Source organism: Streptomyces sp. NPDC015127 (assembly GCF_043080095.1).
In the GTDB taxonomy this organism is placed as follows: Bacteria; Actinomycetota; Actinomycetes; order Streptomycetales; family Streptomycetaceae; genus Streptomyces.
Genome location: NZ_JBIBVE010000005.1, coordinates 276,654 through 301,132, shown reverse-complemented (window position 1 = coordinate 301,132; position 24,479 = coordinate 276,654). Strand labels below are relative to the sequence as shown.

Below are 24,479 nucleotides of genomic sequence, written 5' to 3'. Positions count from 1 at the left end.
ATTGGTGGGCACGGCACGGAATTGCCCGCATCATTATCGATTCCGGCAATTCGGGCAAAGTGACACGCAAGACGATATCGGGTGGGGTGGCCCGAGTCGGCACCGGTAGCCTGGTGGGGTGATTGACCTTCGCCTGCTCCGTGAGGACCCCGACCGTGTTCGCGCCTCCCAGCGCGCCCGTGGAGAGGATGTCGAGCTCGTCGACGCCCTCCTCTCCGCCGATGAGCGGCGAAGGTCCTCGGGCCTCCGCTTCGACGAACTGCGCTCCGAGCAGAAGTCGCTCGGCAAGCTCATCCCCAAGGCGTCTCCCGAGGAGCGCGCCGAGCTGCTGAAGAAGGCCGAGCAGCTCAAGGCCGACGTCAAGGCCGCAGAGGCCGCGCAGAACGAGGCCGACGAGGAGACCAGGCGGCTTCTCCTGGGGCTCGGCAACATCGTCCACCCGGACGTTCCGGTCGGCGGCGAGGAGGACTTCGTCGTCCTGGAGACGCACGGCACGATCCGCGACTTCGCCGCCGAGGGCTTCGAGCCCAAGGACCACCTGGAGCTCGGCGAGGCGCTCGGCGCCATCGACGTCGAGCGCGGCGCGAAGGTCTCGGGCTCGCGCTTCTACTACCTGACGGGCGTCGGCGCCCTCCTGGAGCTCGCCCTGGTCAACGCCGCGATCGCCCAGGCGACCGAGGCCGGCTTCATCCCGATGCTCACCCCCGCACTGGTGCGCCCGCGCGCCATGGAGGGCACCGGCTTCCTCGGCCAGGCCTCGGAGAACGTGTACCACCTGGAGAAGGACGACTACTACCTGGTCGGCACCTCCGAGGTCCCGCTCGCCGCGTACCACATGGACGAGATCATCGACGGGGACAAGCTGCCGCTGCGGTACGCGGGCTTCTCGCCCTGCTTCCGCCGCGAGGCCGGCACGTACGGCAAGGACACCCGCGGCATCTTCCGGGTCCACCAGTTCGACAAGGTCGAGATGTTCTCGTACGTCGCCCCGGAGGACGCCGAGGCCGAGCACAAGCGGCTGCTGGAGTGGGAGAAGCAGTGGCTGACCGGCCTGGAGCTGCCGTTCCAGGTGATCGACGTCGCCACCGGTGACCTCGGCGCCTCTGCCTCGCGCAAGTACGACTGCGAGGCGTGGATCCCGACGCAGGGCAAGTACCGCGAGCTGACCTCGGCGTCGAACTGCGACGGCTTCCAGGCGCGCCGCCTGTCCGTCCGCATGCGCGACGGCAAGAAGGTGCAGCCGCTCGCGACGCTGAACGGCACGCTGTGCGCCGTTCCGCGCACCATCGTGGCGATCCTGGAGAACCACCAGCTGGCCGACGGCTCGGTGCGCGTCCCCGAGGTGCTCCGTCCCTACCTCGGCGGCCGCGAGGTCCTGGAGCCTGTCTCCAAGTGACGTCCTTCCCCTACCGGCTGATCGCGACCGATCTCGACGGGACGCTCCTGCGCTCCGACGAGACGGTCTCGCAGCGCACCCGCGACGCGCTCGCCGCGGCCACCGCGGCGGGCGCCGCGCACATCGTCGTCACCGGGCGCGCGGTGCCGTGGACGCGGCACATCCTGGACGACCTCGGCTACAACGGCCTGGCCGTGTGCGGCCAGGGGGCGCAGGTCTACCACGCGGGCGAGCACCGGCTGCTGACGTCGGTCACCCTCGACCGGCAGCTGGCCGGGCTCGCACTCTCCAAGATCGAGGCGGAGGTCGGACCGCTGCTGCTGGCGGCGAGCCGGGACGGCCTCGACGGCGACGTGCTGATCGGCGAGGGGTACCGGGTGCTGGAAGGCCCGTTGCCGTACGTGCCGATGAAGGAGCCGGCCGACCTGTGGGCCGCTCCGCTCAACAAGGTCTACATCCAGCACCCGACCCTGGACGACGACGAGCTCGCCACCATCGCCAAGGCGATGGTCGGCAACCTCGTGGACGTGGTGATGGCGGGCGCCGGGGTCGTGGAGATCCTGCCGCTGGGCCTGAGCAAGGCCACGGGCCTGTCGCTGGCCGCACGGCGGCTGGGGCTGCGGGCGGCGGACACGATCGCCTTCGGCGACATGCCGAACGACATCCCGATGTTCGGCTGGGCCGCGCACGGTGTGGCGATGGCGAACGCGCACGACGAACTGAAGGCCGTGGCCCACGAGATCACGGCGTCGAACGAGAACGACGGCATCGCGGTGGTCCTGGAGCACCTGCTCCAGGACTGACGGCGCAGGATGCGCGGACCGAACGCGCGCGGGGCGCGGGCCCCGGCCTCGCCCGCTGTGCAGGGACGCAGTGCACGCCGGTGCCTCACCGGTCGGCGGATCCTCCGGGGGAGGGGGCGGCCCGCGCGGATGCGCGCTCGAAGCGGCCGCCCCCTGGGCAGCCGCCCCGGGCGGCCGTGCGGAGGGTGATGACTACTCCGCGGCCTGCCCGGTGCCGCCCCGACGGGAGCACAACGGACTTCGACTCGAACTCTCGGTTATCGCCGCGCTCCTCCCCGGTCGGTGGCACCGGCGCCCCGCACGGATGTGCGGTACCGGCGTGAACCACTCTGCCCGGTAAGGGCGTTCCGTGCCACCTGATTTCGCCTCAGCGGGCCCGCACGACCTCCACGTTGAAGACGTGCGCACCGAGCGCGGTGGCCACCCCGACGAACAGCAGCGCGAAGTGCTCCTGCCCCCGGGCCGTGGCGATGCCGCCGAGGTCGAGCCGGGACGCGGCCGGCCAGCCGAAGTCCTCCAGCAGTTCGCCGACGCGCTTCTTGGCTCCGGCGTCGTCCCCGGAGAGGAACACCGTGCCGGGCGAGGTCAGGAGCCCGGGACGGACCATGACCGAGACGTCCATGGTGCACAGGGACTTGACCACCTTGGTGTCCGGCAGCTCCTGCTGGAGCAGCTCGCCCACGCTGGTGCCGTGGTGGACGAGGTCCATGGCGGGCGTGAGGGCGACGGTGACGTCGAGCAGCACCTTGCCGGCCAGGTGCTGCCGTACGGCGGCCAGGAGGGCGATGCTCTCGGCGTTCCCTGGGGTGGCGTTGACGACGATGTCCCCGTGCGCGGCCGCCTCGGCGACGGTGACGACGGGGTGGTCGAGGTCCTTCCTGTTCTGCGGGTCGCGGGAGCCGAGCACGACGTCGTGCCCGGCACGGGCCACCCCGGCGGCGAGTGTGCGTGCGACGTTTCCGGTGCCGATGATCGCGATGTTGGTCATGGGCGTGACGCTAGACGGAGGGGCTGCCGGCCCGTATCGGCCGGGGGAACCAGAAGCCGACCGGCTCCCGACGTAGGTCCATCGGGCGAGGGTCCGCCGACCGGCCGTAGGCCGTGCGCTCCGGGCGCCGGCAGGGGGAACGGCACCTTCGTGCCGCCCCTGCCGGCGTCACGCTCCGCGCGTCACTCCTCGCCGGCGAGCCCCAGGACGCGCAGCTTCTGTCCCGCGTACCAGGTCGCCACCACGGTCACCCCCGCGAGCAGCGCCACCGCGGCGGGCAGGCCGACGTCCGAACCGAGCAGCCCCTCGCCGCCGATCCTCTCGGCGAGCGAGAGCGACCACTGCTGGACGCTGAGCGTCCGCGCGCCGGCGACCAGGCTGCCGAACAGCGTCTCCCACACCAGGGCGTAGACGAGCCCGATGACCACCGCGTGCCGGCTGACCGTGCCGAGCAGCAGGAACAGGGCGCTGTAGGCGATCGAGGCGACGAGCGCCGCGACGGTGCAGGCGATGGCGATCTGCTGCCCGTTGCCGTTCAGGATGAAGCCGGCGATCAGCATGGGCACGGCCGAGAAGGCCATCGTCACGGCGATCGCCACGATCAGTTTGGTGAAGATGATCGTCGGCCGCTTCACGGGCTTGGCGAGCAGATAGACGATCGAACCGTCGTCGATCTCGGGTCCGATCGCGCCCGTGCCCGCGATCACGCCGATCAGCGGCACCATCGTGGCGAGGCCGAAGCCGCTCAGCACGTCGGCGGCCACCTGGTCGTCGGCGCCGTTGAGGACCCGTACGGCGACGGCGATCAGCAGCAGCAGAGCGGGCAGCACGAACAGGAGGGCGGCGCGGCGCCTGCCGAGCACGGCCCGATAGGTGAGCCGGGCGACTGTGGGGTCGTACATCGACGTCACAGCTCCTTTCAGGCCGCTACGAGGTAGGAGAAGACGGATTCGAGGGACTCGTCGGACGGCGAGACCGTGAGCAGCCGGATGCCGTGCTCCCGGGCGACCTTCGGCAGCAGCGCGGTGAACCGGCCGAAGTCGACGGCCTGGATGCGCAGCGCCCCCTCGGTGACGTCGACCTCGATGCCGGCCGTCGACGGGTCGGCGATCAGGGCGGCGGCGAGTGCCCGGTCGTCGCTGGAGCGGACGAGGTAGCGGTGCGGGCGGTCCGTCATCAGGCGGCGGATCCGGCGGAAGTCGCCGCTGGCCGCGTGCCGTCCGGCGACGATCACCTCGATGTGGGAGGCCAGTTGCTCGACCTCCTCCAGGATGTGCGAGGAGAACAGCACGGTGCGGCCGTCGGCGCCCATGCGCCGCAGCAGGTCCATCAGCTGCATGCGCTGGCGCGGGTCCATGCCGTTGAACGGCTCGTCGAGCAGCAGCACCGACGGCTCGTGGACGAGCGCGGAGGCCATCTTCACGCGCTGGCGCATGCCCTTGCTGTACGTCGAGATCTTGCGGTCCTGGGCGTACTCCATCTCGACCGTGGCGAGCGCCCGCGCGGCCTCCCGGTCGCCGAGACCGTGCAGTTCCGCGTTGGCGACGACGAACTCGCGGCCGGTGAGGAAGTCGTACATCGCCTCCCGCTCGGGGACGATGCCGATCTGCCGGTAGACCGACTCGTTGCGCCAGATCGGGCGGCCGTCGAGGGTGACGGTGCCGGTGGAGGGGGCGAGGAAGCCGCCCATCATGTTGATGAGGGTCGACTTCCCGGCGCCGTTGGGGCCGAGGAGGCCGGTGACGCCGGGGCCGATCACCATGGTGACGTCGTTGACGGCGACCACGTTGCCGAACCAGCGCGACGCGTGCTCGATGTGAAGAGTGCTCATGGGCGCAGCCCATTCCTTGAAAGGGTGGTGGTGGGCTGGGGGTACCACCCAGCGGTAGCTGGGGGAGGGTGGGCGGTCACAGGCCGACCTTCCGGTAGCGGCGCATCAGCACGGCGTAGGAGCCGGCGACGAGCGCGAGGACGGCGAGGAGATAGGCGACGCCGGCACCGGCCCCCGGGCCCTGGCCGCCCGGGAAGGCGGAGGTGGCCCCGAGGAACGCGGTCTGCACCCCGTCGATGAGCGTGACCGGGGAGAACAGGCCCAGCCACGGGACGGCACCGGCCGAGCCGGTCTCCCAGGCGATGGCCTGGACCGTGGACACGGCCCCGTACGTGATGGTGAGCGTGGCGATCACGGCGGCGACGCCGAAGCCGCGGCGCGGGGTGAAGGCCGCGAGCACCAGGCCGATGCCGCCGAAGAGGACGGACAGGAGAGCGACGGAGACCATGCCCTGCGCGAAGCCCTTCGTCTGGTCGGCGAAGTCGAACTTCGCCAGCAGCGCCCCCAGATACAGGATGACCAGCGGCGCGCCCGTGAGGACGAAGAGTGCCGAGGCCATCGCCGCGAACTTGGCGACCACGTAGTCTACGCGCTCGATCGGCCGCGAGAAGTACAGCGGGACCGATTTGAAGCGCAGGTCGCGGGAGACGGACTGCGGGGCCTGCGCCGCGAGGAACAGGGCGATCAGGGCCTGCATGATGATCGCGTAGCGGGTGTACTCGACCGGCAGGTCCTTCATCGTGGGGACCGAGATCGCGACCGCCACCATGATCGCCGCGACGAGGCACATGATGCCGAGCAGGATCATCGGCAGCACCTTGGACTTGGCCGAGCGGCCGAGGCCGTAGGCGCCGCGCAGCGACTGGGAGTAGAGCGAGCGGCGCGCATAGGCGCGGCCGAGGCGGGGGCCGTCGTAGCTGCGGTATCCGATGTTGTGGATCCGCGTGGTCTCCGCGGCCCCGGGGGTCTGCGTGCTCACCGGGCCTGCACCTCCATGGGCCGGTCGGCCGTCTCCGGGCGGAAGACCTCCGCGATGTGGTGACGGCGCTGTTCCATCCGGACCAGACCGAGGCCGAGGTCGGCGACGGTGTCCCGGACGATGTCGTACGTCTGCTCCCCGGCCGCCTCCAGCAGCAGGATGTGACCGGCTCCGGGCAGGCCCTCCTCCGTCCGCTCGTGCAGCGCGACACCGGCCGCGGCGAGCGCGGCCCGGAGCGCGGCGGTGCCGTCGGGGTGCGCCTCCGAGTCGGTGACCTCGACCGCGAGGGTGGCCGTGGTCTGCGTGAAGTCCTTGGTGGAGCTGGAGCGCAGCAGCGAGCCGCCGTCGATGACGACGACGTGGTCGCAGGTGCGCTCCAGTTCGCCGAGCAGATGGGACGTGACCAGGACCGAGATGCCGAAGTCGGTGTGGACACGGCGGATCAGGCCGAGCATCTCGTCACGGCCGACGGGGTCGAGTCCGTTGGTCGGCTCGTCGAGGAGGACGAGCTGCGGATCGTGGACGAGGGCCTGCGCCAGCTTCACGCGCTGCTTCATACCGGTCGAGTAGCCGCCGATGGGGCGGTACCGCTCCTCGTACAGACCGACGTGGCGCAGGGTGTCGGCGGTGCGCTCGCGGGCGGCCGTCGGCGGCAGGCCCGACATGCGCGCCATGTGGACGACGAACTCGGTGGCCGAGACGTCGGGCGGCAGGCAGTCGTGCTCGGGCATGTAGCCGACGCGCTCGCGGATCTGCGCTCCGCTCGTGGCCACGTCGAGGCCGAGCACGGCGGCCCGGCCCTCGGTGGCGGGGGACAGACCCAGAAGAATCTTGATCAACGTGGACTTGCCGGCTCCGTTGGCGCCCACCAGGCCGGTCACACCGGGGCCGATGTCCAACGAGAGCCGGTCAAGCGCGGTCACCCGGGGGAACCGCTTGCTCAGGCTTTCGGTCGCGATCACAGTCACGCTTCGACGGTAGTGGCGTCCGCCACAGCCGACGTCAGCCTCGCGGCCCGATGTGCATCCGACTCGAGAGGTACGGACCCGTAGGGGCGATGCGACCTGAGGAAGACCTGCGCTCCGGGTGGCCGCCCGGACGGCGCCCCGGCGAGGGGGTGCCGGCCGGGTTGTCCCCAGGCCGCGCGCACCTCTTGACGCGGCCGCCGGGCATTGTCACATTCATCGGTGTCACGTTACGGCTCGTAACCGCCCGAGGGACGGACAGTGGCATGGCCTCGCGCCGCGCAGGCGCCGGTCCGCCACACGGCCGGCCCAGGGCGGAGGGGAGAGATCCGGTGAGCGGTCTGCAGGGGGCGCGCGAGCGCCGGGTCCGTACGGGCGGTGTCGAGCTGTGCGTCGCCGAGCTGGGCGACGCGTCGCGGCCGACCGTGCTGCTGGTGCACGGCTATCCCGACAGCAAGGAGGTCTGGTCCGAGGTCGCGACCCGGCTGGCCGACCGCTTCCACGTCGTGCTGTACGACGTCCGCGGGCACGGCGCCTCCACCACGCCGGTCCCGCTGCGCGGCGGCTTCACGCTGGAGAAGCTGACGGACGACTTCCTCGCCGTCGCGGACGCGGTGAGCCCGGACCGGCCGGTGCATCTCGTGGGGCACGACTGGGGGTCGGTGCAGTCCTGGGAGTTCGTCACCGTCCGGCGCACCGAGGGCCGCATCGCCTCGTTCACCTCGATGTCCGGGCCGTCCCTGGACCACTTCGGGCACTGGATCAAGCACCGGATGAGCCGGCCCACCCCGCGTCGCGTCGGCCAGCTGCTCGGTCAGGGCGCCAAGTCCTGGTACGTGTACCTGCTGCACACGCCCGTGCTGCCGGAGCTGGCCTGGCGCGGACCGCTGGGCAGGCGGTGGCCCAGGATGCTGGAGCGCGTGGAGGGGGTGCCCGCCGGGGACTATCCGACGGCCTCGCTGCCGCAGGACGCGGCGCACGGAGCCTGGCTCTACCGGGACAACGTCCGCGCGCGGCTGCGCCGCCCACGACCCGACGCGTACGCGCACGCGCCGGTCCAGCTGATCACGCCGACCGGTGACGTCTTCCTGTCGCAGCGGCTCTACGACGACCTCGGCACCTGGGTGCCGCGGCTCACCCGCCGCACCCTGGCCGCCAAGCACTGGGTGCCGCGCACGCGGCCGGACCAACTGGCGGGCTGGATCAGCGAGTTCGTCACGGCCCAGGAGTCCGGGCAGGCACCGCCCGGGCCCGTGACCGCCGCGGCCCGGGGACCGTACGGGCAGCGGTTCGGCGGGCAGCTGGTGCTGGTGACGGGTGCGGCGAGCGGCATAGGGCGGGCCACCGCGTTCGCCTTCGCCGAGGCCGGCGCACGCGTCGTGGCGGTGGACCGGGACGCGGAGGGCGCCGCCCGGACCGCGGAGCTGGCGCGGCTGACGGGCGCGGCCGGGGCGTGGGCGGAGACCGTCGACGTCGGCGACGAGCAGGCGATGGAGAAGCTGGCCGAGAAGGTCACCACGGAGTACGGAGTGGTGGACGTCCTCGTCAACAACGCCGGGATCGGCCTGTCGGGTCCGTTCCTCGACACGAGCACCGACGACTGGAGGAAGGTCCTCGACGTCAACCTGTGGGGCGTCATCCACGGCTGCCGGCTCTTCGGGGGCCTGATGGCCGAGCGCGGTCAGGGCGGCCACATCGTCAACATCGCCTCCGCCGCGGCCTATCTGCCGTCCAGGGCGCTGCCCGCGTACAGCACGTCCAAAGCGGCCGTGCTGATGCTCAGCGAGTGCCTGCGTGCCGAGCTCGCCGGCCGGGACATCGGCGTCTCCGTGATCTGCCCCGGCATCGTGAACACCAGCATCACGGCCACGGCTCGCTTCGCCGGGGTGGACGAGGCGGAGCAGAAGCGGAAGCAGAAGAAGGCGGCCCGGCTCTACGGGCTGCGCAACTATCCGCCGGAGAAGGTGGCCGAGGCCGTCCTGCGGGCCGTCGTGAGGAACCAGGCGGTGGTGCCCGTGACGCCGGAGGCACGCGGCGCCCGGGTCATGGCGCGGTTCGCCCCGAGGGCGCTGCGCGCGCTCGCCCGGATGGAGCCGCCGCTGTGACCGGGCGGCAGCCGGCGCACGACCGGCCGACGAGCGGGCCCGCACCGCCGGTCGCCGAGTACCGGATCGAGGACCTGGCGCATCACAGCGGTGCCACCGTGCGCACCATCCGCGCCTATCAGGACCGCGGGCTGCTGCCCCGGCCCGAGCGGCGCGGCCGGTCCAATGTGTACGGCGCGGCGCACCTGACCAGGCTGCGCCGGATCGGGGACCTCCTCGACCGCGGCTACACCCTGGCATCGATCAAGGAGTTGCTGGAGGCGTGGGACGCGGGACGCGGTCTGGGCGGCGTGCTCGGACTCGTCGCCGAGGTGCAGGGGCCCTGGACCGACGAGAAGGCGGCGCGCATCACGCGGGCCGAACTGGCCGAGAGGTTCGGGGGGACGGCGGACGAGAAGTCGTTCGCCGATGCCGTGGAGCTCGGTGTGCTGGAGCGGATCCCCGGGAGCGAGGACGAGTTCCTGGTACCGAGTCCGCAAGAACTGGCGGTGGCCGCCGAGTTGCATGCCGCCGGTGTCCCGTTGTCCGCGATGTCCGGTCACCTCAGGGAGCTTCGCGGCCAGGTGGAGCACATCGCCGCGCGCTTCCTGGAGTTCACGGCCGAGCATGTCTTCGCCCGCTGCCTGGGGCACACGCCGCCGACGGACGCCGAAGCGGCTGAGGCGGCCGCGCTGGTCCGCCGGCTGCGTCCGCTGGCACAGCAGACGGTGGACGCCGAACTGGCCCGTGCGATGCGGGCGTTCGCCACACGCCACCTCCAGCGGCGTCTGTCCCCGGACGGCCCGTCCGACGGGCAGGAACCGCGTCCGGTGCTGCTGCCCGCACGGACAATGGACGCCGTACGGAAGCTGGTTGGCGAGGAGCAGGCCGCGGCCTTCGTCGCCGCTGCCGCTGAACGTGAGGTGCAGGCAAGGACGCTGGATTCGCTCGCGGCAACACACAGCCAAGGAAGACCATTTGATCAAATGGGGTAAACACGACAGGCTTTGTCCACAGAAACGCCAACTGGCCTGTGGATAAGCGGAGTTAGTTGTGGATCAAACATCCGGGACAGAGAATTTTCTCAGTGGCGTGAGCGACATCCTGGGGGCACGCTGAAGGAATGAAAGCAAGCCCAGCCGGCGCCTCCCCGGAGGACCGGCGCACAGTCAAGGTGTCGAAGTACCTCTCCAAGCACCTGCGGCACCAGCCCGAGCGGATCGGTCTCACCCTCGACGCGAACGGCTGGGTGCCGATCGACGAGCTGATCCGCGCGGCGGCGGAGCACGGCTTCCGCTTCACCCGCGCCGAGCTCGACCACGTCGTGGCCGTCAACGACAAGAAGCGCTTCACCATCGACGGAGCCCGTATCCGCGCCAACCAGGGCCACACGGTGGAGGTCGATCTCGGGCTCCCGCCGTCCGAACCGCCCGAGTACCTGTACCACGGCACCGTCGACCGCAGCCTGGGCGCGATCCGCGCCGAGGGACTGCGGCCGATGAACCGCCACGACGTGCACCTGTCGCCCGACCGGGAGACCGCCACCCTCGTCGGCGCCCGCCGGGGCCGGCCCGTGGTGCTCGCCGTGCACGCCGGCGCGCTGCACCGTGCGGGCCACGCCTTCCGGGTCAGCGCCAACGGCGTATGGCTGACGGACTCGGTGCCCCCGGAGTTCATCCGCTTCCCGGGCGCGTAGCGCCCCGCGCCCGGGTCTCCCAGGAAGCCCGGCCCGGAGCCGCCGGGGCCCGCCCGGCGCTCCCCCCTGTACGGCGGCACAGCGCGACGCGGCGGGTTGACGCGGCAGCCGGTCAGCGGCCCAGCTGCGCCAGGGCCTCGGTCGCGATCCGCTCGAAGACGTCCTGGTCGGCGGCGAAGACCGAGTCGGGGACGGGCGCGTGGATCACGAGCTCGTCGAAGCCGAGCGCGAAGTGCCTGCCCGCGAAGTCGACGAAGGCGTCGAGCGATTCCAGCGGGCGGCCCCGGTCGGGGGTGAACCCGGTCAGCAGGATCTTCTCCAGCTGCCCTTCGTCCCGGCCGATGTCGGCGCATGCCTTGGACAGCTTCTCCGTCTGGGCGCGGATGGCCTCGCGGGACTGCTCGGGCGTCCCCGTCTCGAACAGCTTCGGGTCCCCGGTCGTCACCCATGCCTGCCCGTGCGCGGCCGCCAGTCTCAGTCCGCGCGGTCCGGTGGCTGCGACGGCGAACGGCAGCCGCGGGCGCTGGACGCACCCGGGGATGTTGCGTGCCTCGACCGCCGAGTAGAAGGTCCCCTCGTGGGTGACGGCCCCCTCGGTCAGCAGCCGGTCGAGCAGCGGCACGAACTCGGCGAACCGGTCGGCCCGCTCCCGCGGCGTCCACGCCTCCTGCCCGAGCGCCGTGGCGTCGAAGCCGACACCTCCCGCGCCGATGCCGAGCGTGATCCGCCCGCCGGAGATGTCGTCCAGGGAGATGAGTTCCTTGGCGAGGGTCACCGGGTGCCGGAAGTTGGGGGACGTCACGAGCGTCCCCAGCCGCAGCCGCTCGGTCGCTGCGGCAGCGGCGGTCAGCGTCGGCACGGCGCCGTACCAGGGCCCGTCCCGGAAGGTCCGCCACGACAGGTGGTCGTACGTGTACGCGGCGTGGAAGCCGAGCTGCTCGGCGCGCAGCCACTGGTCGCGGCCGCCGTCGTGCCAGGGCCGGACGGGAAGGATGACGGTACTCAGACGCATGCCGTCGAGCGTACGCGGCGCCGGACCGGGAGCCGCCGCCCTGCCGTAGCCCCCGCACCCCCTCAGATGTGCGCCCTCCCGCACGCCCGTGCACCCGGTACGGGAGAATGTCCCGGTGACCTCAGCTACCGATCCCCGCCACCTGCCCGCCGTTCCCCGGCTGATCGCCACCGACCTTGACGGCACGCTGCTGCGGGACGACAAGTCCGTTTCCGAGCGGACAATCGCCGCGCTGGCCGCCGCGGAGGAGGCCGGGATCGAGGTCTTCTTCGTCACCGGCCGCCCGGCCCGCTGGATGGACGTCGTGAGCGACCACGTCCACGGCCATGGCCTGGCGATCTGCGCGAACGGCGCTGCCGTGGTGGATCTGCACGCCGGCGGACGGCTGCTCAAGGTCCGTGACCTGCCGCGGGCGAACGCCCTCGACGTCGTGACGACCCTCAGGGCCGCGGCCCCCGGCACCTCGTTCGCCGTCGAACTGGCCACCGGCATCCACTACGAGCCGGGCTACCCGCCCTTCCACCTCGACCCGGGCGCAACGGTCGCCGCGGCGGAGAAGCTGCTCCACGAGCCCCGGCCCGGCGAGGGCGCCCCCGTGCTCAAGCTGCTGGCCCACCACCCCGAGCTGTCCCCCGACGGCTTTCTGATGCTGGCCCGGTCCACCACCGGGGAGCTCGCCTCCGTCACCCGTTCCAGCCCGACCGCGCTGCTGGAGATCAGCGGCCTCGGCGTGAGCAAGGCCAGCACGCTCGCCCTGTGCTGCGCGGAGCGCGGCATCTCGGCCGACGAGGTCGTGGCCTTCGGGGACATGCCCAACGACGTGGAGATGCTGACCTGGGCCGGCACCTCGTACGCGATGGGCAACGCCCATCCGGACGTCGTCGCCGCCGCCTCGGGACGGACCGTCGCCAACAACGAGGACGGCGTCGCCGTGATCATCGAGCAGATCCTCATCCGGCACGCTCGGGCGCGGGGCTGAGCGGGGGCCGCCGGTTCGGCGGGGCCGACGGCTCCGCTACAGCGGGACCCCGTGATCCCGCAGCCAGGCCGCCGGGTCGACCCCCGACCCCAGATAGGGCGTGAGCCGCACCTCGAAGTGCAGGTGCGGCCCCGTCGAGTTGCCCGTCGTGCCGGCCTGGCCGATCCACTGCCCGGTGCGCACCTGCTCGCCCTGGTCCACGGTCACCCCGGCCAGATGCGCGTACTGCGAGTAGTAGCCGCCGGGGTGCTCGACGACGATCTCGATGCCGAAGCCGCCGCCGCAGGACACCGAGACCACCCGGCCCGCCCCGATCGCCCGCACCGGCGCACCGATGTCCACGGCGAAGTCCTGGCCGGTGTGCCGCCGTGCCCAGCGCTCACCGGCGCTGTTGAACCCGGCGGACAGGCTGTAGCGCTCGACGGGGGTCACCCACTCCGGCCCCGCCTCGGGCAGCGCGGGCTGCTCCAGGCGTACGGCGCCCGCGCAGGCGCCCGCCGCCACGCTGCGGTCCGCCTCGCTCTGCAGCTTCCACTGGGCGGTCTCCAGCTTCGTCTCGATGCCCTGTTTGACCGCCGCGAGCCGTTCGTTGCGCGCCGCGAGGTCCTCCCAGGCGCCCCGTGCCTTCTCCTCGGCCCGTGCGAGCTGCCGCTCGGCCTTCCGCGCCCGCTCCAGCAGACGATTCACCGCCCGCTCCGCCTGCGCCGCGATGCGGTAGCCGCGCAGCAGCGTGTCGGGGCTGTCGGCGAGCAGCAGCCGGGCCGTGTGGACGAGCGAGCCGCCGCCGCGGTACTGCTCGCGCGCGACCGAGCCGATGGAGTCGTGGATCGCACCGAGCCGGATCCTCTGCTGCGCAAGCCGGGACTCGAACCGCTCGGCCGTGACGCGCTGCGCGTCCGCCGCGCGCCTGCTCCGCTCGTACTGCTCGGTGGCCTTGGCCGCATCCGCGTACAGCCGTGCCACCTCGACGGCGGTGGGAGCCGCGGGCTGGTCCGCCCCGGGCGCGGGAGGCGCGGGCTCGTCGGGGTGGGGCGGCGCGGGCTGGTCGGGGACGGGGGGCCCTGGTTGGTCCGGCCCGGACGCCGGAGGCGCGGGCTCGTCGGGCACGGGCGCGGGGAGTTCGGCGTCCGGGACGGGTGCGGGCAGCTCGGCGTCGGGCACGGGCGCGAGGGGCGCGAGTTGGTCGGGCACAGGCGCAAGCGGCGCGAGCTGGTCGGGCACAGGCGCAAGCGGCGCGAGCTGGTCGGGCACGGGCAGGGGGAACAGGGGCCGGTCGGGCACGGGCGCGGGGAGCTCGAACGCGTCGGCCGGCGGCTCCGGCTCCTCGGAGGCGACCGCCGACGGCCTCCGCTCCGCGGACGCCGCGGCGGATGCCGGCGCACCAAGGAGGATGCACAGCACCACTGGTGCGATCAACAGCCTGTGACGGTGTCTCAACCACATGTCGCGATCGTCACCCGGCTCCGCCGTCGGCGCATGCAATGGTGCGGTGGCGTACGGCCACCTGGCCCAGCGGGCACCGCAGCCCGGGCGACGGCCGCCCGCCGAACGGGCCCCCGGACCTACAGCGGTGCCTCCCAGAAGACCGTCGTGCCCGCGCCGCCGTCCCCGATCCCCGGCCCGCTGCCGCTCGATCCGCCCAACGACTCGGCCCGCCGTGCCAGATTGCGCAGTCCGCTGCGCCGGCCCCCGTGCGGGATGCCCACGCCGTCGTCGGCCACGGTCATCCGCACGCCGTCCGTCCCGTCGGCCAGTTTCACGGTGGCGTCGACGACGACCTCGATCCGGGACGCCCGGGCGTGCCGGAACGCGTTCGACAGGGCCTCGCGCAGGGCCGCGATCAGGTTCTTGCCCGTCGGTTCGCCGACCGCCGTGTCGACGGGCCCTACGAAACGGTGCCCGGGCGTAAAGCCGAGCGGAACCGCCGCCATGGCGATCTCGCGCAGCACGCGGGCGCGCAGCCCGGACGGCGCCTCCGTGGGGCCCTGCTGCAACGCGAAGACGGCGGTGCGGATCTCCTGGATGGTCACGTCCAGTTCGTCGACGGCCCTGCCCACGCCCTCCCGCACGGCAGGGACTGCCGACCGGCGCCGGCCGCTCTCCAGCATCATCCCGGTGGCGAACAGCCTCTGGATGACGAGGTCGTGCAGGTCGCGGGCGATCCGGTCACGGTCCTCGTAGACCGCGAGGCGTTCCCGGTCGCGCTGCGCCTCGGCCATCCTCAGGGCCAGGGCCGCCTGGGAGGCGAACCGCTTCGCCAGGGTCCGTTCCTCCTCGGTGAACTGCGGTGCGCCGGGCAGGCGCGGGATGGCGAGGGCGCCGAGCACCCGGCCGCCGCTCTTCAGCGGCAGCAGCATGCCGGGGCCGTACTGTCCGGCCAGCCTGGTGACCATGCGCGGTTCACCTGCCGCGTCGGTCACGAACACCGCCTCGCCCGCCAGCAGCCGGGCCGCCACCGGGCTCTGAGGGGGAATCACCACACCGAGCGAGGTGGACGGGGTGTCGGAGGAGACCGCCACGACCTCCAGTCCACCCTCCTCGGCGGGCAGCAGGACGATCCCGGCGGCCGCGTCGGCCAGACGGCGGGCCTGTTCCACGACGACGGAGAGGGCGTCGTCCGCGTCGCCGCCGGACAGCAGGGCGTTGGTGACCGCCACCGACCCGTCGATCCAGCGTTCGCGCTGTCGGGCCGCCTCGTACAGCCGGGCGTTGCCGATGGCGATCCCCGCCTCGGCCGCGAGCACCCGGAGCATGTCGACGTCGTCGTCGCCGAAGAAGGTCCCGTCCGTCTTCTCGGTGAGGTAGAGGTGGCCGAAGATCTCTCCCTGCACCCGGATCGGGACGCTGACGAAGGACCGCCCGACCGGCTTCTCGGCCTCGTCGCCCGCCCCACGCGCACCGCGGTCCGGCGGCCCGACACCCTGGCTCTCGCCGCCGCCCTCGCCCTCGGCGAAGGCGATGGCCGCGTGACGGGCACCGGCCAGTTCGGCGGCGGTGCGGCAGATCCGTTCGAGGGTCGAGTGCAGTTCCAGTCCGGTACCGATCGAGCGCATGGCCTCCAGGAGTTGCGGCAGCCGGGCGGTGAGCTCGCCCGACGGGCCCTGGAGGCTTCGGGTCGCCCGAGCCGCGGCGTCGGGCGGCTCCTGCGGCGAGGACATGGCCATGGCTTCGAGGCTAATGAGGCAACGCGGCACCAGAAAGTCGGGAGCCGTGGGCGTCGCCGGCCCTCTCGCGCTCCAGCATCGACCGCAGCGGCCCCTCCACCAGGGCGAGCGCGTCGTACGGACCGCGCTGCACGACGCGTCCCGCCTCCAGCACCACGACCTCGTCGACGGCCTCCAGACCGCGCAGACGGTGGGTGATCAGCACGGTCGCCGGACCGGCGCCGCTCCGCTTCTCCGCCGCTGCCAGCAGGTCGGACGTGAGGGCGTCGGCGGTCGCCAGGTCGAGGTGCTCGGCCGGCTCGTCCAGGACGAGCACCGGAAAGTCCGCGAGCAGCGCCCTGGCCAGGGCGAGCCGCTGCCGCTGGCCGCCGGAGAGCCGGGCCCCGTGCTCGCCGACGAGCGTGTCGAGGCCGTCGGGCAGCGCGTCGGCCCAGTCCAGCAGGCGGGCCTCGGCCAGCGCCCGCCTCAGGTCGTCCTCCGTGGCGTCCGGCCGGGCGAGGCGCAGGTTCTCCCGCAGAGTGCTGTCGAAGATGTGCGCGTCCTGGGCGCACAGGCCCACGAAACGCCGCACCGCGTCGCCCTCCAGCGCCTGGGCCGGCACCCCGCCGAGGGTGTACGTCCCGGAGCCGGTGTCGAGGAAGCGGAGCAGTACCTGGGCGAGTGTGGTCTTGCCGGACCCGGACGTGCCGACGACGGCCACCCTCCTGCCGGCCGTGAGCGTCAGGTCGAGGCCCCTCAGCGCGTCCGTCTCCTGTCCGGCGTGCCGGGCACCGACCCCGCGCAGCTCCAGCGGGAAGGGGGTGGCCGGCGGTGCGGCCGGGTGCCGCGGCTCGTGCACGGCTACGGGCGCGTCCAGCACCTCGTGCACCCGCTCGGCGCTGCGCTCGACCCGGCGGCGGAACTGCACGGCCAGCGGCAGTCCGGCGACCGTCTCGAAGGCGGCGAGGGGGGTGAGGACGACGACCGCCAGGCAGACGCCGGTGAGCCGGCCGTCGTACACCGCCTGGATGCCGGCGAACGCGGCCCCCACCACGGTCAGGCCGCAGATCAGCGACGAGAGCCCACCGCCGAGAGCCGTGGCGGCCGCTCCGCGCGCGGCGATACGGGTCAGCTTGCGGTCCGCGTCACGCGCCGCCGCCAGACGCCGCGGCAGCGCCCCGGCGACGGCCAGTTCGGCCGTTCCGCGCAGCAGGTCGGCCACGGTGGTCGCGAGCACACCGCGCGCCGGCGCGAGCTGCCGTTCGGCCCGCCGTGCGACGGATCCGCTGAGCAGCGGCACGCCGACGCCCGCGGCCAGCAGGCCGACGGCGAGGACGGCTCCCGCTTCGGGCAGCAGCCAGGCGGTGAACCCGACGGAGGCCGCGCCGACGACGACGGCCGCGCCCGCGGGGAGCATCCAGCGCAGCCAGTAGTCCTGGAGGGCGTCCACATCGGCGACCAGCCGCGAGAGGAGGTCGCCGCGCCGGGTCCGGCGCAGCCCCGCCGGCGCGATGCGCTCCAGCCTCCGGTACACGGCGACCCGTGTCTCGGCGAGCATGCGCAGCACCGCGTCGTGGGAGACGAGCCGCTCCGCGTACCGGAAGACGGCCCGTCCGATGCCGAAGGCACGGGTCGCCGTGACGGCCATCATCAGGTAGAGCACCGGCGGTTGTTCGGACGCCCGCGAGATGAGCCATCCGGAGACGGCCATCAGCCCGACGGCCGATCCGAGGGCGAAGCTGCCCAGCAGCAGGGCCAGGGCGAGGCGGCCGCGCAGACCGTCCGCCGCCGCGCGGACCCGCAGCAGCGGGGACCGCGTGCCGCCGGGGGCGGGCGCCGGGTCGCCGGACGGCTCCGGGCCGGTTCCCTCCTCCGTCGGGACCGACGCGGCCGCCCGCGCCGGGACCGTGGAGGCATGCGCCGTGGCGGACCCCGAGCCGGCGCGGGTGAGCGTGACCACCCGGTCCGCCACGGCCAGCAGGGCGGGGCGGTGGACGACGAGCAGGACCGTGCGTCCCTGCGCCAGCCGGCCCACGGCCTCGACGATGCCCGCCTCCGTCGCGCCGTCGAGCGCGGCGGTCGGCTCGTCGAGCAGCAGCAGCGGCCGGTCGGCCAGGAACGCCCGGGCGAGTGCGAGCCGTTGGCGCTGTCCGGCGGACAGCCCCGCTCCGTCCTCGCCGAGCAGCGTGTCCGCGCCCTGGGCGAGCGCGGCGACGAAGTCGTCCGCCCCCGCCTCCCGCAGGGCGGCGCGCACCGCCTCGTCGTCCGCGTCCGGGCGGGCCAGCCGCACGTTCTCCGCGATCGTGCCGGCGAAGAGGTAGGGGCGCTGGGGCACCCAGGCGATCTGCTGCCGCCAGAGCTCCGGGTCGACGGCGGCGAGGTCGGTGCCGCCGATCAGCACCCGCCCCTCGGCGGGTGCCACGAACCCCATCAGCACATCCAGCAGCGTCGACTTGCCGACGCCGCTCTCCCCGACGAGGGCCACCGTCTCCCCGGGTTCCACCACCAGGGTGGCCGCACAGGGCGCGGCCTCGTCGCGTCCGGGGCGGCGTACGGTCACCGACGCGAACTCCAGCCGGAGTTCGTCCGGGACGGGGCCGCCGCCGGTGCGCCGCGGCGCGGTGTCGAGCACCTCGAAGATCTCCTCGGCGGCCGCGAGGCCCTCGGCCGCCGCGTGGTACTGCGCCCCGACCTGACGCAGCGGCAGATACGCCTCCGGAGCGAGGATCAGGATCATCAGGCCCGTGTACAGGTCGAGTTCGCCGTGGACGAGCCGCATGCCGATGCTGACGGCCACCAGTGCCACCGACAGGGTGGACAGCAGCTCCAGCGCGAACGACGACAGGAACGCGATCCGCAGCGTGCGGACCGTCGCCTGCCGGTACTGCGTGGTGATCGAGCGGATCGACTCCGCCTGGGCCTTCGCCCGCCCGAACACCTTGAGCGTCGGCAACCCCGCCACGACGTCCAGGAAGTGCCCGGACAGCCGTGACAGCAACCGCCACTGACGGTCCATCCGAGCCTGGGTGGCCCAGCCGATGAGCACCATGAACAGCGGGATCAGGGGCAGCGTCACCACGATGATCGCGGCGGAGACCCAGTCCTCGGTGACGATCCGGGCCAGCACGGCCACCGGGACCACGACCGCCAGTCCCAGCTGCGGAAGGTAACGCGAGAAGTAGTCGTCCAGGGCGTCGATGCCGCGCGTCGCGAGTGCCACCAGAGCCCCGGTGTCCCCCCCGGCCGGGCCGGCACCGGCCACCCGGCCCGGGCCCGACTCCGCCGCTCTCGCCAGCAGCCGGCCGCGCAGCTCCGACTTGACCGCCGCACTCGCCCGGTGGGCCGCCAGCTTGGTCAGCCAGGAGACAAGGGCACGGCCGGCCGCGACGGCCGCCAGCAGCACCAGCGGTACCACCAGCCCCGACACGGTCAGCCCCCGCTGGAAGGCACCGACCACGACCTCGGCGATGAGCATCGCCTGCGCGATGACGAGCGCCGCGCCGACGAGGCCGAGACCCACCACGGCGCCGAGGAAGAGGCGGGTGGCACGGGCGTACCGCAGGAGACGGGGGTCGATCGGTTTCACGTGAAACATCCCTCGCTAGTGCGCGTCGGCGAGGTGCTGGGTGCCGATCCGCTTGCGGAACACCCAGTACGTCCAGCCCTGGTAGAGCAGCACCAGCGGTGTGGCCACCGCCGCCAGCCACGTCATGATCTTCAGGGTGTACGGGCTCGACGAGGCGTTGGTGACCGTGAGGCTCCAGGCGTCGTCGAGCGTGGAGGGCATGACGTTCGGGAACAGCGTCAGGAACAGCATCGCCACCGCCGCCGCGATGGTCACTCCCGACAGCGCGAACGACCAGCCCTCGCGCCCGGCCTTGACGGCCCCGACCGCGCCGACCAGTGCGGCCACGGCGACCACCATGGCGACCAGGCTGGCGCCGTCACCGCGGGAAGCCTGCGTCCAGGCCAGGAAGACCAGCGCCACCGCGGCCGTGACCAGCCCCAGCTTGAGCGCCAGCGCCCTCGCCCGCACCCGGATGTCCCCCACCGTCTTCAGCGCGGCGAAGACCGTGCCGTGGAAGGTGAACAGGGCGAGCGTGACGAGTCCTCCCAGGAGCGCGTACGGGTTGAGCAGGTCGACGAGCCCGCCCACGTACTCCTTGTTCTCGTCGATCTTCACGCCGCGCACGATGTTGCCGAACGCCACGCCCCACAGCACCGCGGGCAGCAGCGACGTCCAGAAGATCGCGTGCTCCCAGTTGGTCTGCCAGCGCTCCTCGTCCCGCTTGTGCCGGTACTCGAAGGCGACACCGCGCACGATCAGGCAGACCAGGATCAGCAGCAACGGCAGGTAGAAGCCGGAGAAGAGCGTGGCGTACCAGTCGGGGAAGGCCGCGAAGGTCGCGCCGGCCGCGGTCAGCAGCCACACCTCGTTGCCGTCCCAGACGGGCCCGATGGTGTTGATCAGTACCCGCCGCTCGGCCCGGTCGCGGGCGAGCAGCTTGGTCAGGACACCGACGCCGAAGTCGAAGCCCTCCAGGAAGAAGTAGCCGATCCACAGAACGGCGATGAGTACGAACCAGACGTTGTGGAGTTCCATGCCTCAAGCTCCTCAGCTGTCTCAGTACGAGAAGGCCATCGGCCGGTCGGCGTCACGGTCGTGGCCGCCGATCCGGGTGGGCGGGTTGAGGTCGGCCTCCGTCAGCTCGGGCGGTCCCGCCTTGACGTACTTCACGAGCAGCTTGACCTCGATCACGGCGAGCACCGCGTAGAGCAGGGTGAAGACGGTCATCGAGGTGATGATTTCCGCCTGGGACACACCGGGGGAGACCGCGTCCCGGGTCTGCATCACGCCGTAGACGACCCAGGGCTGCCGGCCCATCTCGGTGAAGATCCAGCCCCAGGAGTTGGCGATCAGCGGGAAGCCCATCGTCCAGACCGCCAGGAGCCAGTACAGCCGGGTGAGCCCTGTCCCGAGCGGCTTTCGCAGGAGTACCAGGTGCGGCACCTCGTCCTCCCCGGTTCGCAGGGAGGCCGGCAGCAGGAACTTCTTCCGCGTGAGCCACAGCCCCAGCAGGCCGAGGGAGAGGGAGGCCATACCGAAGCCGATCATCCAGCGGAAGCCCCAGTAGGCGACGGGGACGATGGGCTTGTAGTCACCGGGGCCGAACTTCTCCTGCAGCGCCTTGTTGGTGTCGTTGATGCCGGGCACGTACGAGTCGAAGTCGCTGTGCGCGAGGAAGGACAGCAGCCCGGGGATCTCCAGGGCGACCGTGTTGTGCCCCTTGTCGACGTCCCCGTAGGCGAACACGGAGAAGGGCGCCGGCTCCTCGCCGTCCCACAGGGCCTCGGCGGCGGCCATCTTCATCGGCTGCTGCTCGTACATGACCTTGCCGAGGGTGTCCCCGCTGACCGCGGTGAGCAGCCCGCCGACCGCCAGGGTGACCAGGCCGAGGCGGAGCGAGGTCCGCATCACCGGGATGTGCTTCCTGCGCATCAGGTGGAAGGCGGCGATGCCGACCATGAAGGCCCCGCCCGTCAGGAAGGCCGCCGAGAAGCTGTGGAACACCTGGTTGAGCGTGGTGTTCTGGGTCAGAACCGCCCAGAAGTCGGTCAGCTCGGCGCGACCCTTCTCCTCGTTGATCCGGTAGCCGACGGGGTGCTGCATCCAGGAGTTGGCCGCGAGGATGAAGTACGCCGACAGCAGCGTGCCGATCGAGACCATCCAGATGCAGGCCAGGTGGACCTTCTTGGGCAGCTTGTCCCACCCGAAGATCCACAGGCCGATGAACGTCGACTCGAAGAAGAACGCGATCAGCGCCTCGAAGGCGAGCGGCGCACCGAAGACGTCGCCGACGAAGCGCGAGTAGTCGGACCAGTTCATCCCGAACTGGAACTCCTGCACGATCCCGGTCACCACGCCCATGGCGATGTTGATCAGGAAGAGCTTGCCCCAGAACTTGGTGGCTCTGAGGTACTTCTCCTTCTCCGTCCGCACCCAGGCCGTCTGCAGTCCGGCCGTGAGTGCGGCGAGAGAGATCGTGAGGGGCACGAAGAGGAAGTGGTAGACGGTGGTGATGCCGAACTGCCAGCGCGCCAAGGTCTCGGGCGCCAGCGCCAGGTTCAGGTCCACGTCGTCTCTCCTTACATCGGCGTGGTCACCGCGGTGGCCCGCCCATTCGGTTCCATACGGGATCAAGACGGGCGAGCTTGTGAACGCGTTCACATTCACAAGCAATTATGGCTCACACGAAATCCGTAGCCGCCACCGGGGGTCCCCCTTGGACCCCTCTTCCCAAAATTTTCAACATATTGTTGAATCCGGGCATGCAGATACGCATCTCATGGCCGACCGGGCACCTGACCGCCACGATCGACGAAACCCCCACGAGCAAGGCGCTCATGGGGGTTCTGCCGTTCTCCGCAACGGCGCGGACCTGGGGCGAGGAGGTCTACTTCGAGACCCCCGTCTCCCCCGCTCCGGAGGCGGACGCCCGCCAGGTCGTCGAGCCGGGCACAGTCGCGTTCTGGACCGACGGCGACGCCCTGGCCCTTCCCTACGGCCCGACGCCCATCTCCCGGGGCGACGAATGCCGGCTCGCGAGCCCGTGCAACGTCCTCGGCAGCATCGACGGCGACCCGCGCCGACTCGCGACCGTCCGCGACGGCGACCCGATCCGGGTGGAACGGCTCACGACCGACGGGACCTGATGCGACGGGCGCCGCGGGACCGGCCCCGGATCCGGCGGCCGGCGCGGAGGCGTCCACGGCCGACACGAAGCCGCTCCACGGGGCCGGTCCCGCGGCCGACGGCCGGCACGGCGGGTCTCAGCCAGGTGCCGGCACCAAGCCGGTCCTCGCGTCGGCACGGCACCGGCCCCGATCAACGGCCGACGCGGGGCCGCCCCCGCGGCCGACGGCCGACGCGAGTCCGGCCCGGTCCAGCGGCCGGTGCGAGGCCAGTCCCCGTCAGCGGTCGGCACGAAGCCGATCAGCGGCCGCCACGGAGCCGGACGGTCCCGGCCCCGCGACCGGTGCGAGGCCGGTCCCGGTCAGCGGCCGTCATGAGGCCGACCCGGTGCGCCGCCCACCGGAACGGGTCCCGATCCACGGCCGGCACGAGGCCGGCCCCGCCCCGGGGCCGGATTCCGCGGCCCCGCGCTACAGCGACGCGCGGAAGATCTCCGCGGTGTGCAGGAACAGGTCGTTGGCCTCGTCCTCGCCGATCGTCACCCGCACACCCTCGCCCGCGAACGGCCGCACGACCACGCCCGCCTTCTCGCACGCGGCCGCGAAGTCGAGCGTGCGCTCCCCGAGGCGCAGCCAGACGAAGTTGGCCTGCGTCTCCGGGACCGTCCAGCCCTGCTTCACCAGCGCCTCATGGACCCGGTTGCGCTCGCACACCAGCGAGCCGACCCGCCCCAGCAGCTCGTCCTCCGCCCGCAGCGAGGCGACCGCCGCGTCCTGCGCGAGCTGCGAGACGCCGAACGGCACCGCCGTCTTGCGCAGGGCGGCGGCCACCGGCTCATGGGCGATGGCGAAGCCGACCCGAAGGCCCGCGAGCCCGTACGCCTTGGAGAAGGTGCGCAGCACCGCCACATTGGGGCGGTCGCGGTAGATCTCGATGCCGTCCGGGACGTCCGCGTCCCGGATGAACTCGCGGTACGCCTCGTCCAGCACCACCAGCACGTCCGAGGGCACCCGGTCCAGGAAGCGCTCCAGCTCGGCCCGGCGCACCACGGTGCCGGTCGGGTTGTTGGGGTTGCAGACGAAGATCAGCCGGGTCCGGTCGGTGATCGCGTCGGCCATGGCGTCCAGGTCGTGCACCTCACCCGCGGTCAGCGGGACCGGCACCGACGTCGCACCACTGATCTGCGTGATGATCGGGTACGCCTCGAAGGAGCGCCAGGCGTAGATCACCTCGTCGCCGGGGCCCGAGGTGGACTGGAGCAGCGACTGGGCGACGCCCACGGAGCCGGTGCCGGTCGCCAGGTGGGTCGCGGGGACCCCGAACCGCTCGGACAGCTCCTGGATCAGGCCGGTGCAGGCCATGTCGGGGTAGCGGTTGAAGGCGTGCGCCGCGGCAATGGCGCTCTCCATGACACCGGGCAGCGGCGGGTACGGGTTCTCGTTGGAGGAGAGCTTGAAGGCGACCGGGCCGCCGGCCGCCGCCGGCTTGCCCGGCTTGTACGTCGGGATGCCGTCCAGCTCGGCGCGCAGCTTGGGGCTCGTCTCGCTCACCGCAGGTCCTCCTCGATCATGCAGGTTCGGTACCGCTCACCAATACTCCTCACCTTATGAGGATTCCCGGCTGCTGCGAATGGCCGCGGGCGAGGAAAAGGGGGAGTGCGACACCCTCTCCCGCGCCGGTGGCTCACGCCGTGGCGCGCGTCCCTCGTAGTGGTGAGTTGAGACCTCTTCGCAACATGGAGCCTTCGACAGGCCCATGCGGCCGGATACCCGACACATTCAGCCATGCACCATCAACTCCCTTGATATCCATGGAGTTTGAGTTCTAATGATCATGCAAAAACGTGCCTGTCAACGCCTGCATATGCGACCGGCCAGACCCACCGCGCGCGCCCTACTATCGGCTCGCC

General features: G+C 72.2%; 19 protein-coding genes. 7 read left to right on the top strand and 12 right to left on the bottom strand.

The genetic code is table 11. The annotated features are described in order from the left end of the window. Window positions 1-118 precede the first annotated feature (118 nt). Both serS and ACF08N_RS12570 read left to right on the top strand, forming a co-directional pair. Entirely contained in the window at window positions 119-1,396 is a 1,278-nt protein-coding gene (serS, locus tag ACF08N_RS12575) for a serine--tRNA ligase (RefSeq protein WP_392324574.1), read from the top strand. Continuing rightward, complete coding sequence (locus ACF08N_RS12570) at window positions 1,393-2,199, top strand: HAD family hydrolase (RefSeq protein ID WP_392324573.1); 807 nt, start codon at window positions 1,393-1,395, stop codon at window positions 2,197-2,199. Before serS ends, ACF08N_RS12570 begins: the two co-directional genes overlap by 4 nt. Window positions 2,200-2,566: 367 nt before the next feature. Here the strand turns inward: ACF08N_RS12570 and ACF08N_RS12565 are convergent, their stop codons facing one another. The 5 genes from ACF08N_RS12565 to ACF08N_RS12545 form a co-directional block, all read right to left on the bottom strand. After that, window positions 2,567-3,187: an NADPH-dependent F420 reductase gene (locus ACF08N_RS12565; RefSeq protein ID WP_392324572.1), complete on the bottom strand. Its 621-nt coding sequence runs from the start codon at window positions 3,185-3,187 to the stop codon at window positions 2,567-2,569. A gap of 182 nt (window positions 3,188-3,369) precedes the next feature. After that, window positions 3,370-4,089, bottom strand: coding sequence for an ABC transporter permease subunit (locus tag ACF08N_RS12560; RefSeq protein ID WP_392324571.1), 720 nt, complete (start codon window positions 4,087-4,089; stop codon window positions 3,370-3,372). Between the two features lie 17 nt (window positions 4,090-4,106). Beyond that, window positions 4,107-5,018: an ABC transporter ATP-binding protein gene (locus tag ACF08N_RS12555; RefSeq protein ID WP_392324570.1), complete on the bottom strand. Its 912-nt coding sequence runs from the start codon at window positions 5,016-5,018 to the stop codon at window positions 4,107-4,109. Window positions 5,019-5,094: 76 nt separating this feature from the next. After that, window positions 5,095-5,997, bottom strand: a complete 903-nt coding sequence (locus ACF08N_RS12550) for an ABC transporter permease (RefSeq protein ID WP_392324569.1) — start codon at window positions 5,995-5,997, stop codon at window positions 5,095-5,097. Next, window positions 5,994-6,959 (bottom strand): ABC transporter ATP-binding protein, encoded by a 966-nt coding sequence (locus ACF08N_RS12545; protein ID WP_392324687.1) that lies wholly within the window; start codon window positions 6,957-6,959, stop codon window positions 5,994-5,996. The genes ACF08N_RS12550 and ACF08N_RS12545 overlap by 4 nt, the downstream gene beginning before the upstream one ends. 269 nt (window positions 6,960-7,228) lie before the next feature. Between ACF08N_RS12545 and ACF08N_RS12540 the strand changes: the two genes are divergently transcribed. The 3 genes from ACF08N_RS12540 (at window position 7,229) to ACF08N_RS12530 (ending at window position 10,742) form a co-directional block, all read left to right on the top strand. Next, on the top strand, window positions 7,229-9,067 hold the full coding sequence (locus ACF08N_RS12540; protein ID WP_392324568.1) for an SDR family oxidoreductase: 1,839 nt from the start codon (window positions 7,229-7,231) through the stop codon (window positions 9,065-9,067). Continuing rightward, a complete protein-coding gene (locus ACF08N_RS12535; RefSeq protein WP_392324567.1) occupies window positions 9,064-10,041 on the top strand; it encodes a MerR family transcriptional regulator in 978 nt (325 codons plus the stop codon). Before ACF08N_RS12540 ends, ACF08N_RS12535 begins: the two co-directional genes overlap by 4 nt. 128 nt (window positions 10,042-10,169) lie before the next feature. Continuing rightward, the gene (locus ACF08N_RS12530; RefSeq protein ID WP_392324566.1) at window positions 10,170-10,742 is read left to right on the top strand and encodes an RNA 2'-phosphotransferase; all 573 of its coding nucleotides are present in this window, start codon (window positions 10,170-10,172) and stop codon (window positions 10,740-10,742) included. Window positions 10,743-10,854: 112 nt separating this feature from the next. Here the strand turns inward: ACF08N_RS12530 and ACF08N_RS12525 are convergent, their stop codons facing one another. Beyond that, window positions 10,855-11,754 carry an LLM class flavin-dependent oxidoreductase gene (locus ACF08N_RS12525; protein WP_392324565.1) on the bottom strand — a complete coding sequence of 300 codons (900 nt, stop codon included), beginning with the start codon at window positions 11,752-11,754 and terminating at the stop codon, window positions 10,855-10,857. A 115-nt stretch (window positions 11,755-11,869) separates the two neighbouring features. Between ACF08N_RS12525 and ACF08N_RS12520 the strand changes: the two genes are divergently transcribed. Further along, complete coding sequence (locus ACF08N_RS12520) at window positions 11,870-12,733, top strand: HAD hydrolase family protein (protein WP_392324564.1); 864 nt, start codon at window positions 11,870-11,872, stop codon at window positions 12,731-12,733. A gap of 36 nt (window positions 12,734-12,769) precedes the next feature. On the opposite strand, the gene ACF08N_RS12515 is transcribed toward ACF08N_RS12520, so the two are convergent. From ACF08N_RS12515 to ACF08N_RS12495, 5 genes are all read right to left on the bottom strand, one after another. Next, complete coding sequence (locus ACF08N_RS12515) at window positions 12,770-14,149, bottom strand: peptidoglycan DD-metalloendopeptidase family protein (RefSeq protein ID WP_392324563.1); 1,380 nt, start codon at window positions 14,147-14,149, stop codon at window positions 12,770-12,772. 146 nt (window positions 14,150-14,295) lie between these two features. Further along, window positions 14,296-15,897 (bottom strand): GAF domain-containing protein, encoded by a 1,602-nt coding sequence (locus ACF08N_RS12510; protein WP_392324562.1) that lies wholly within the window; start codon window positions 15,895-15,897, stop codon window positions 14,296-14,298. Between the two features lie 10 nt (window positions 15,898-15,907). Continuing rightward, the gene (gene cydD / locus ACF08N_RS12505) at window positions 15,908-19,462 is read right to left on the bottom strand and encodes a thiol reductant ABC exporter subunit CydD (RefSeq protein ID WP_392324561.1); all 3,555 of its coding nucleotides are present in this window, start codon (window positions 19,460-19,462) and stop codon (window positions 15,908-15,910) included. Between the two features lie 15 nt (window positions 19,463-19,477). Next, window positions 19,478-20,479: a cytochrome d ubiquinol oxidase subunit II gene (gene cydB / locus ACF08N_RS12500; protein ID WP_392324560.1), complete on the bottom strand. Its 1,002-nt coding sequence runs from the start codon at window positions 20,477-20,479 to the stop codon at window positions 19,478-19,480. 21 nt (window positions 20,480-20,500) lie between these two features. After that, a complete protein-coding gene (locus tag ACF08N_RS12495; RefSeq protein ID WP_392324686.1) occupies window positions 20,501-22,006 on the bottom strand; it encodes a cytochrome ubiquinol oxidase subunit I in 1,506 nt (501 codons plus the stop codon). Between the two features lie 200 nt (window positions 22,007-22,206). Here ACF08N_RS12495 and ACF08N_RS12490 point away from each other — a divergent pair, with 200 nt between their 5' ends. Continuing rightward, complete coding sequence (locus ACF08N_RS12490) at window positions 22,207-22,590, top strand: cyclophilin-like fold protein (RefSeq protein ID WP_392324559.1); 384 nt, start codon at window positions 22,207-22,209, stop codon at window positions 22,588-22,590. A 450-nt stretch (window positions 22,591-23,040) separates the two neighbouring features. Here ACF08N_RS12490 and hisC read toward each other — a convergent pair whose 3' ends face one another. Next, window positions 23,041-24,120 (bottom strand): histidinol-phosphate transaminase, encoded by a 1,080-nt coding sequence (gene hisC, locus ACF08N_RS12485; RefSeq protein ID WP_392324558.1) that lies wholly within the window; start codon window positions 24,118-24,120, stop codon window positions 23,041-23,043. Window positions 24,121-24,479: the final 359 nt, after the last annotated feature.

What these genes read in the sequence shown, in the direction of transcription:
- ACF08N_RS12530 (WP_392324566.1), top strand. Translation starts at nt 10,170, where the DNA reads ATGAAAGCAAGCCCAGCCGGCGCCTCCCCGGAGGACCGGCGCACAGTC.
- ACF08N_RS12540 (WP_392324568.1), top strand. Translation starts at nt 7,229, where the DNA reads ATGGCCTCGCGCCGCGCAGGCGCCGGTCCGCCACACGGCCGGCCCAGG.
- ACF08N_RS12565 (WP_392324572.1), bottom strand. Translation starts at nt 3,187, where the DNA reads ATGACCAACATCGCGATCATCGGCACCGGAAACGTCGCACGCACACTC.
- ACF08N_RS12560 (WP_392324571.1), bottom strand. Translation starts at nt 4,089, where the DNA reads ATGTACGACCCCACAGTCGCCCGGCTCACCTATCGGGCCGTGCTCGGC.
- ACF08N_RS12490 (WP_392324559.1), top strand. Translation starts at nt 22,207, where the DNA reads ATGCAGATACGCATCTCATGGCCGACCGGGCACCTGACCGCCACGATC.
- cydB (WP_392324560.1), bottom strand. Translation starts at nt 20,479, where the DNA reads ATGGAACTCCACAACGTCTGGTTCGTACTCATCGCCGTTCTGTGGATC.
- ACF08N_RS12555 (WP_392324570.1), bottom strand. Translation starts at nt 5,018, where the DNA reads ATGAGCACTCTTCACATCGAGCACGCGTCGCGCTGGTTCGGCAACGTG.
- ACF08N_RS12510 (WP_392324562.1), bottom strand. Translation starts at nt 15,897, where the DNA reads ATGGCCATGTCCTCGCCGCAGGAGCCGCCCGACGCCGCGGCTCGGGCG.
- ACF08N_RS12525 (WP_392324565.1), bottom strand. Translation starts at nt 11,754, where the DNA reads ATGCGTCTGAGTACCGTCATCCTTCCCGTCCGGCCCTGGCACGACGGC.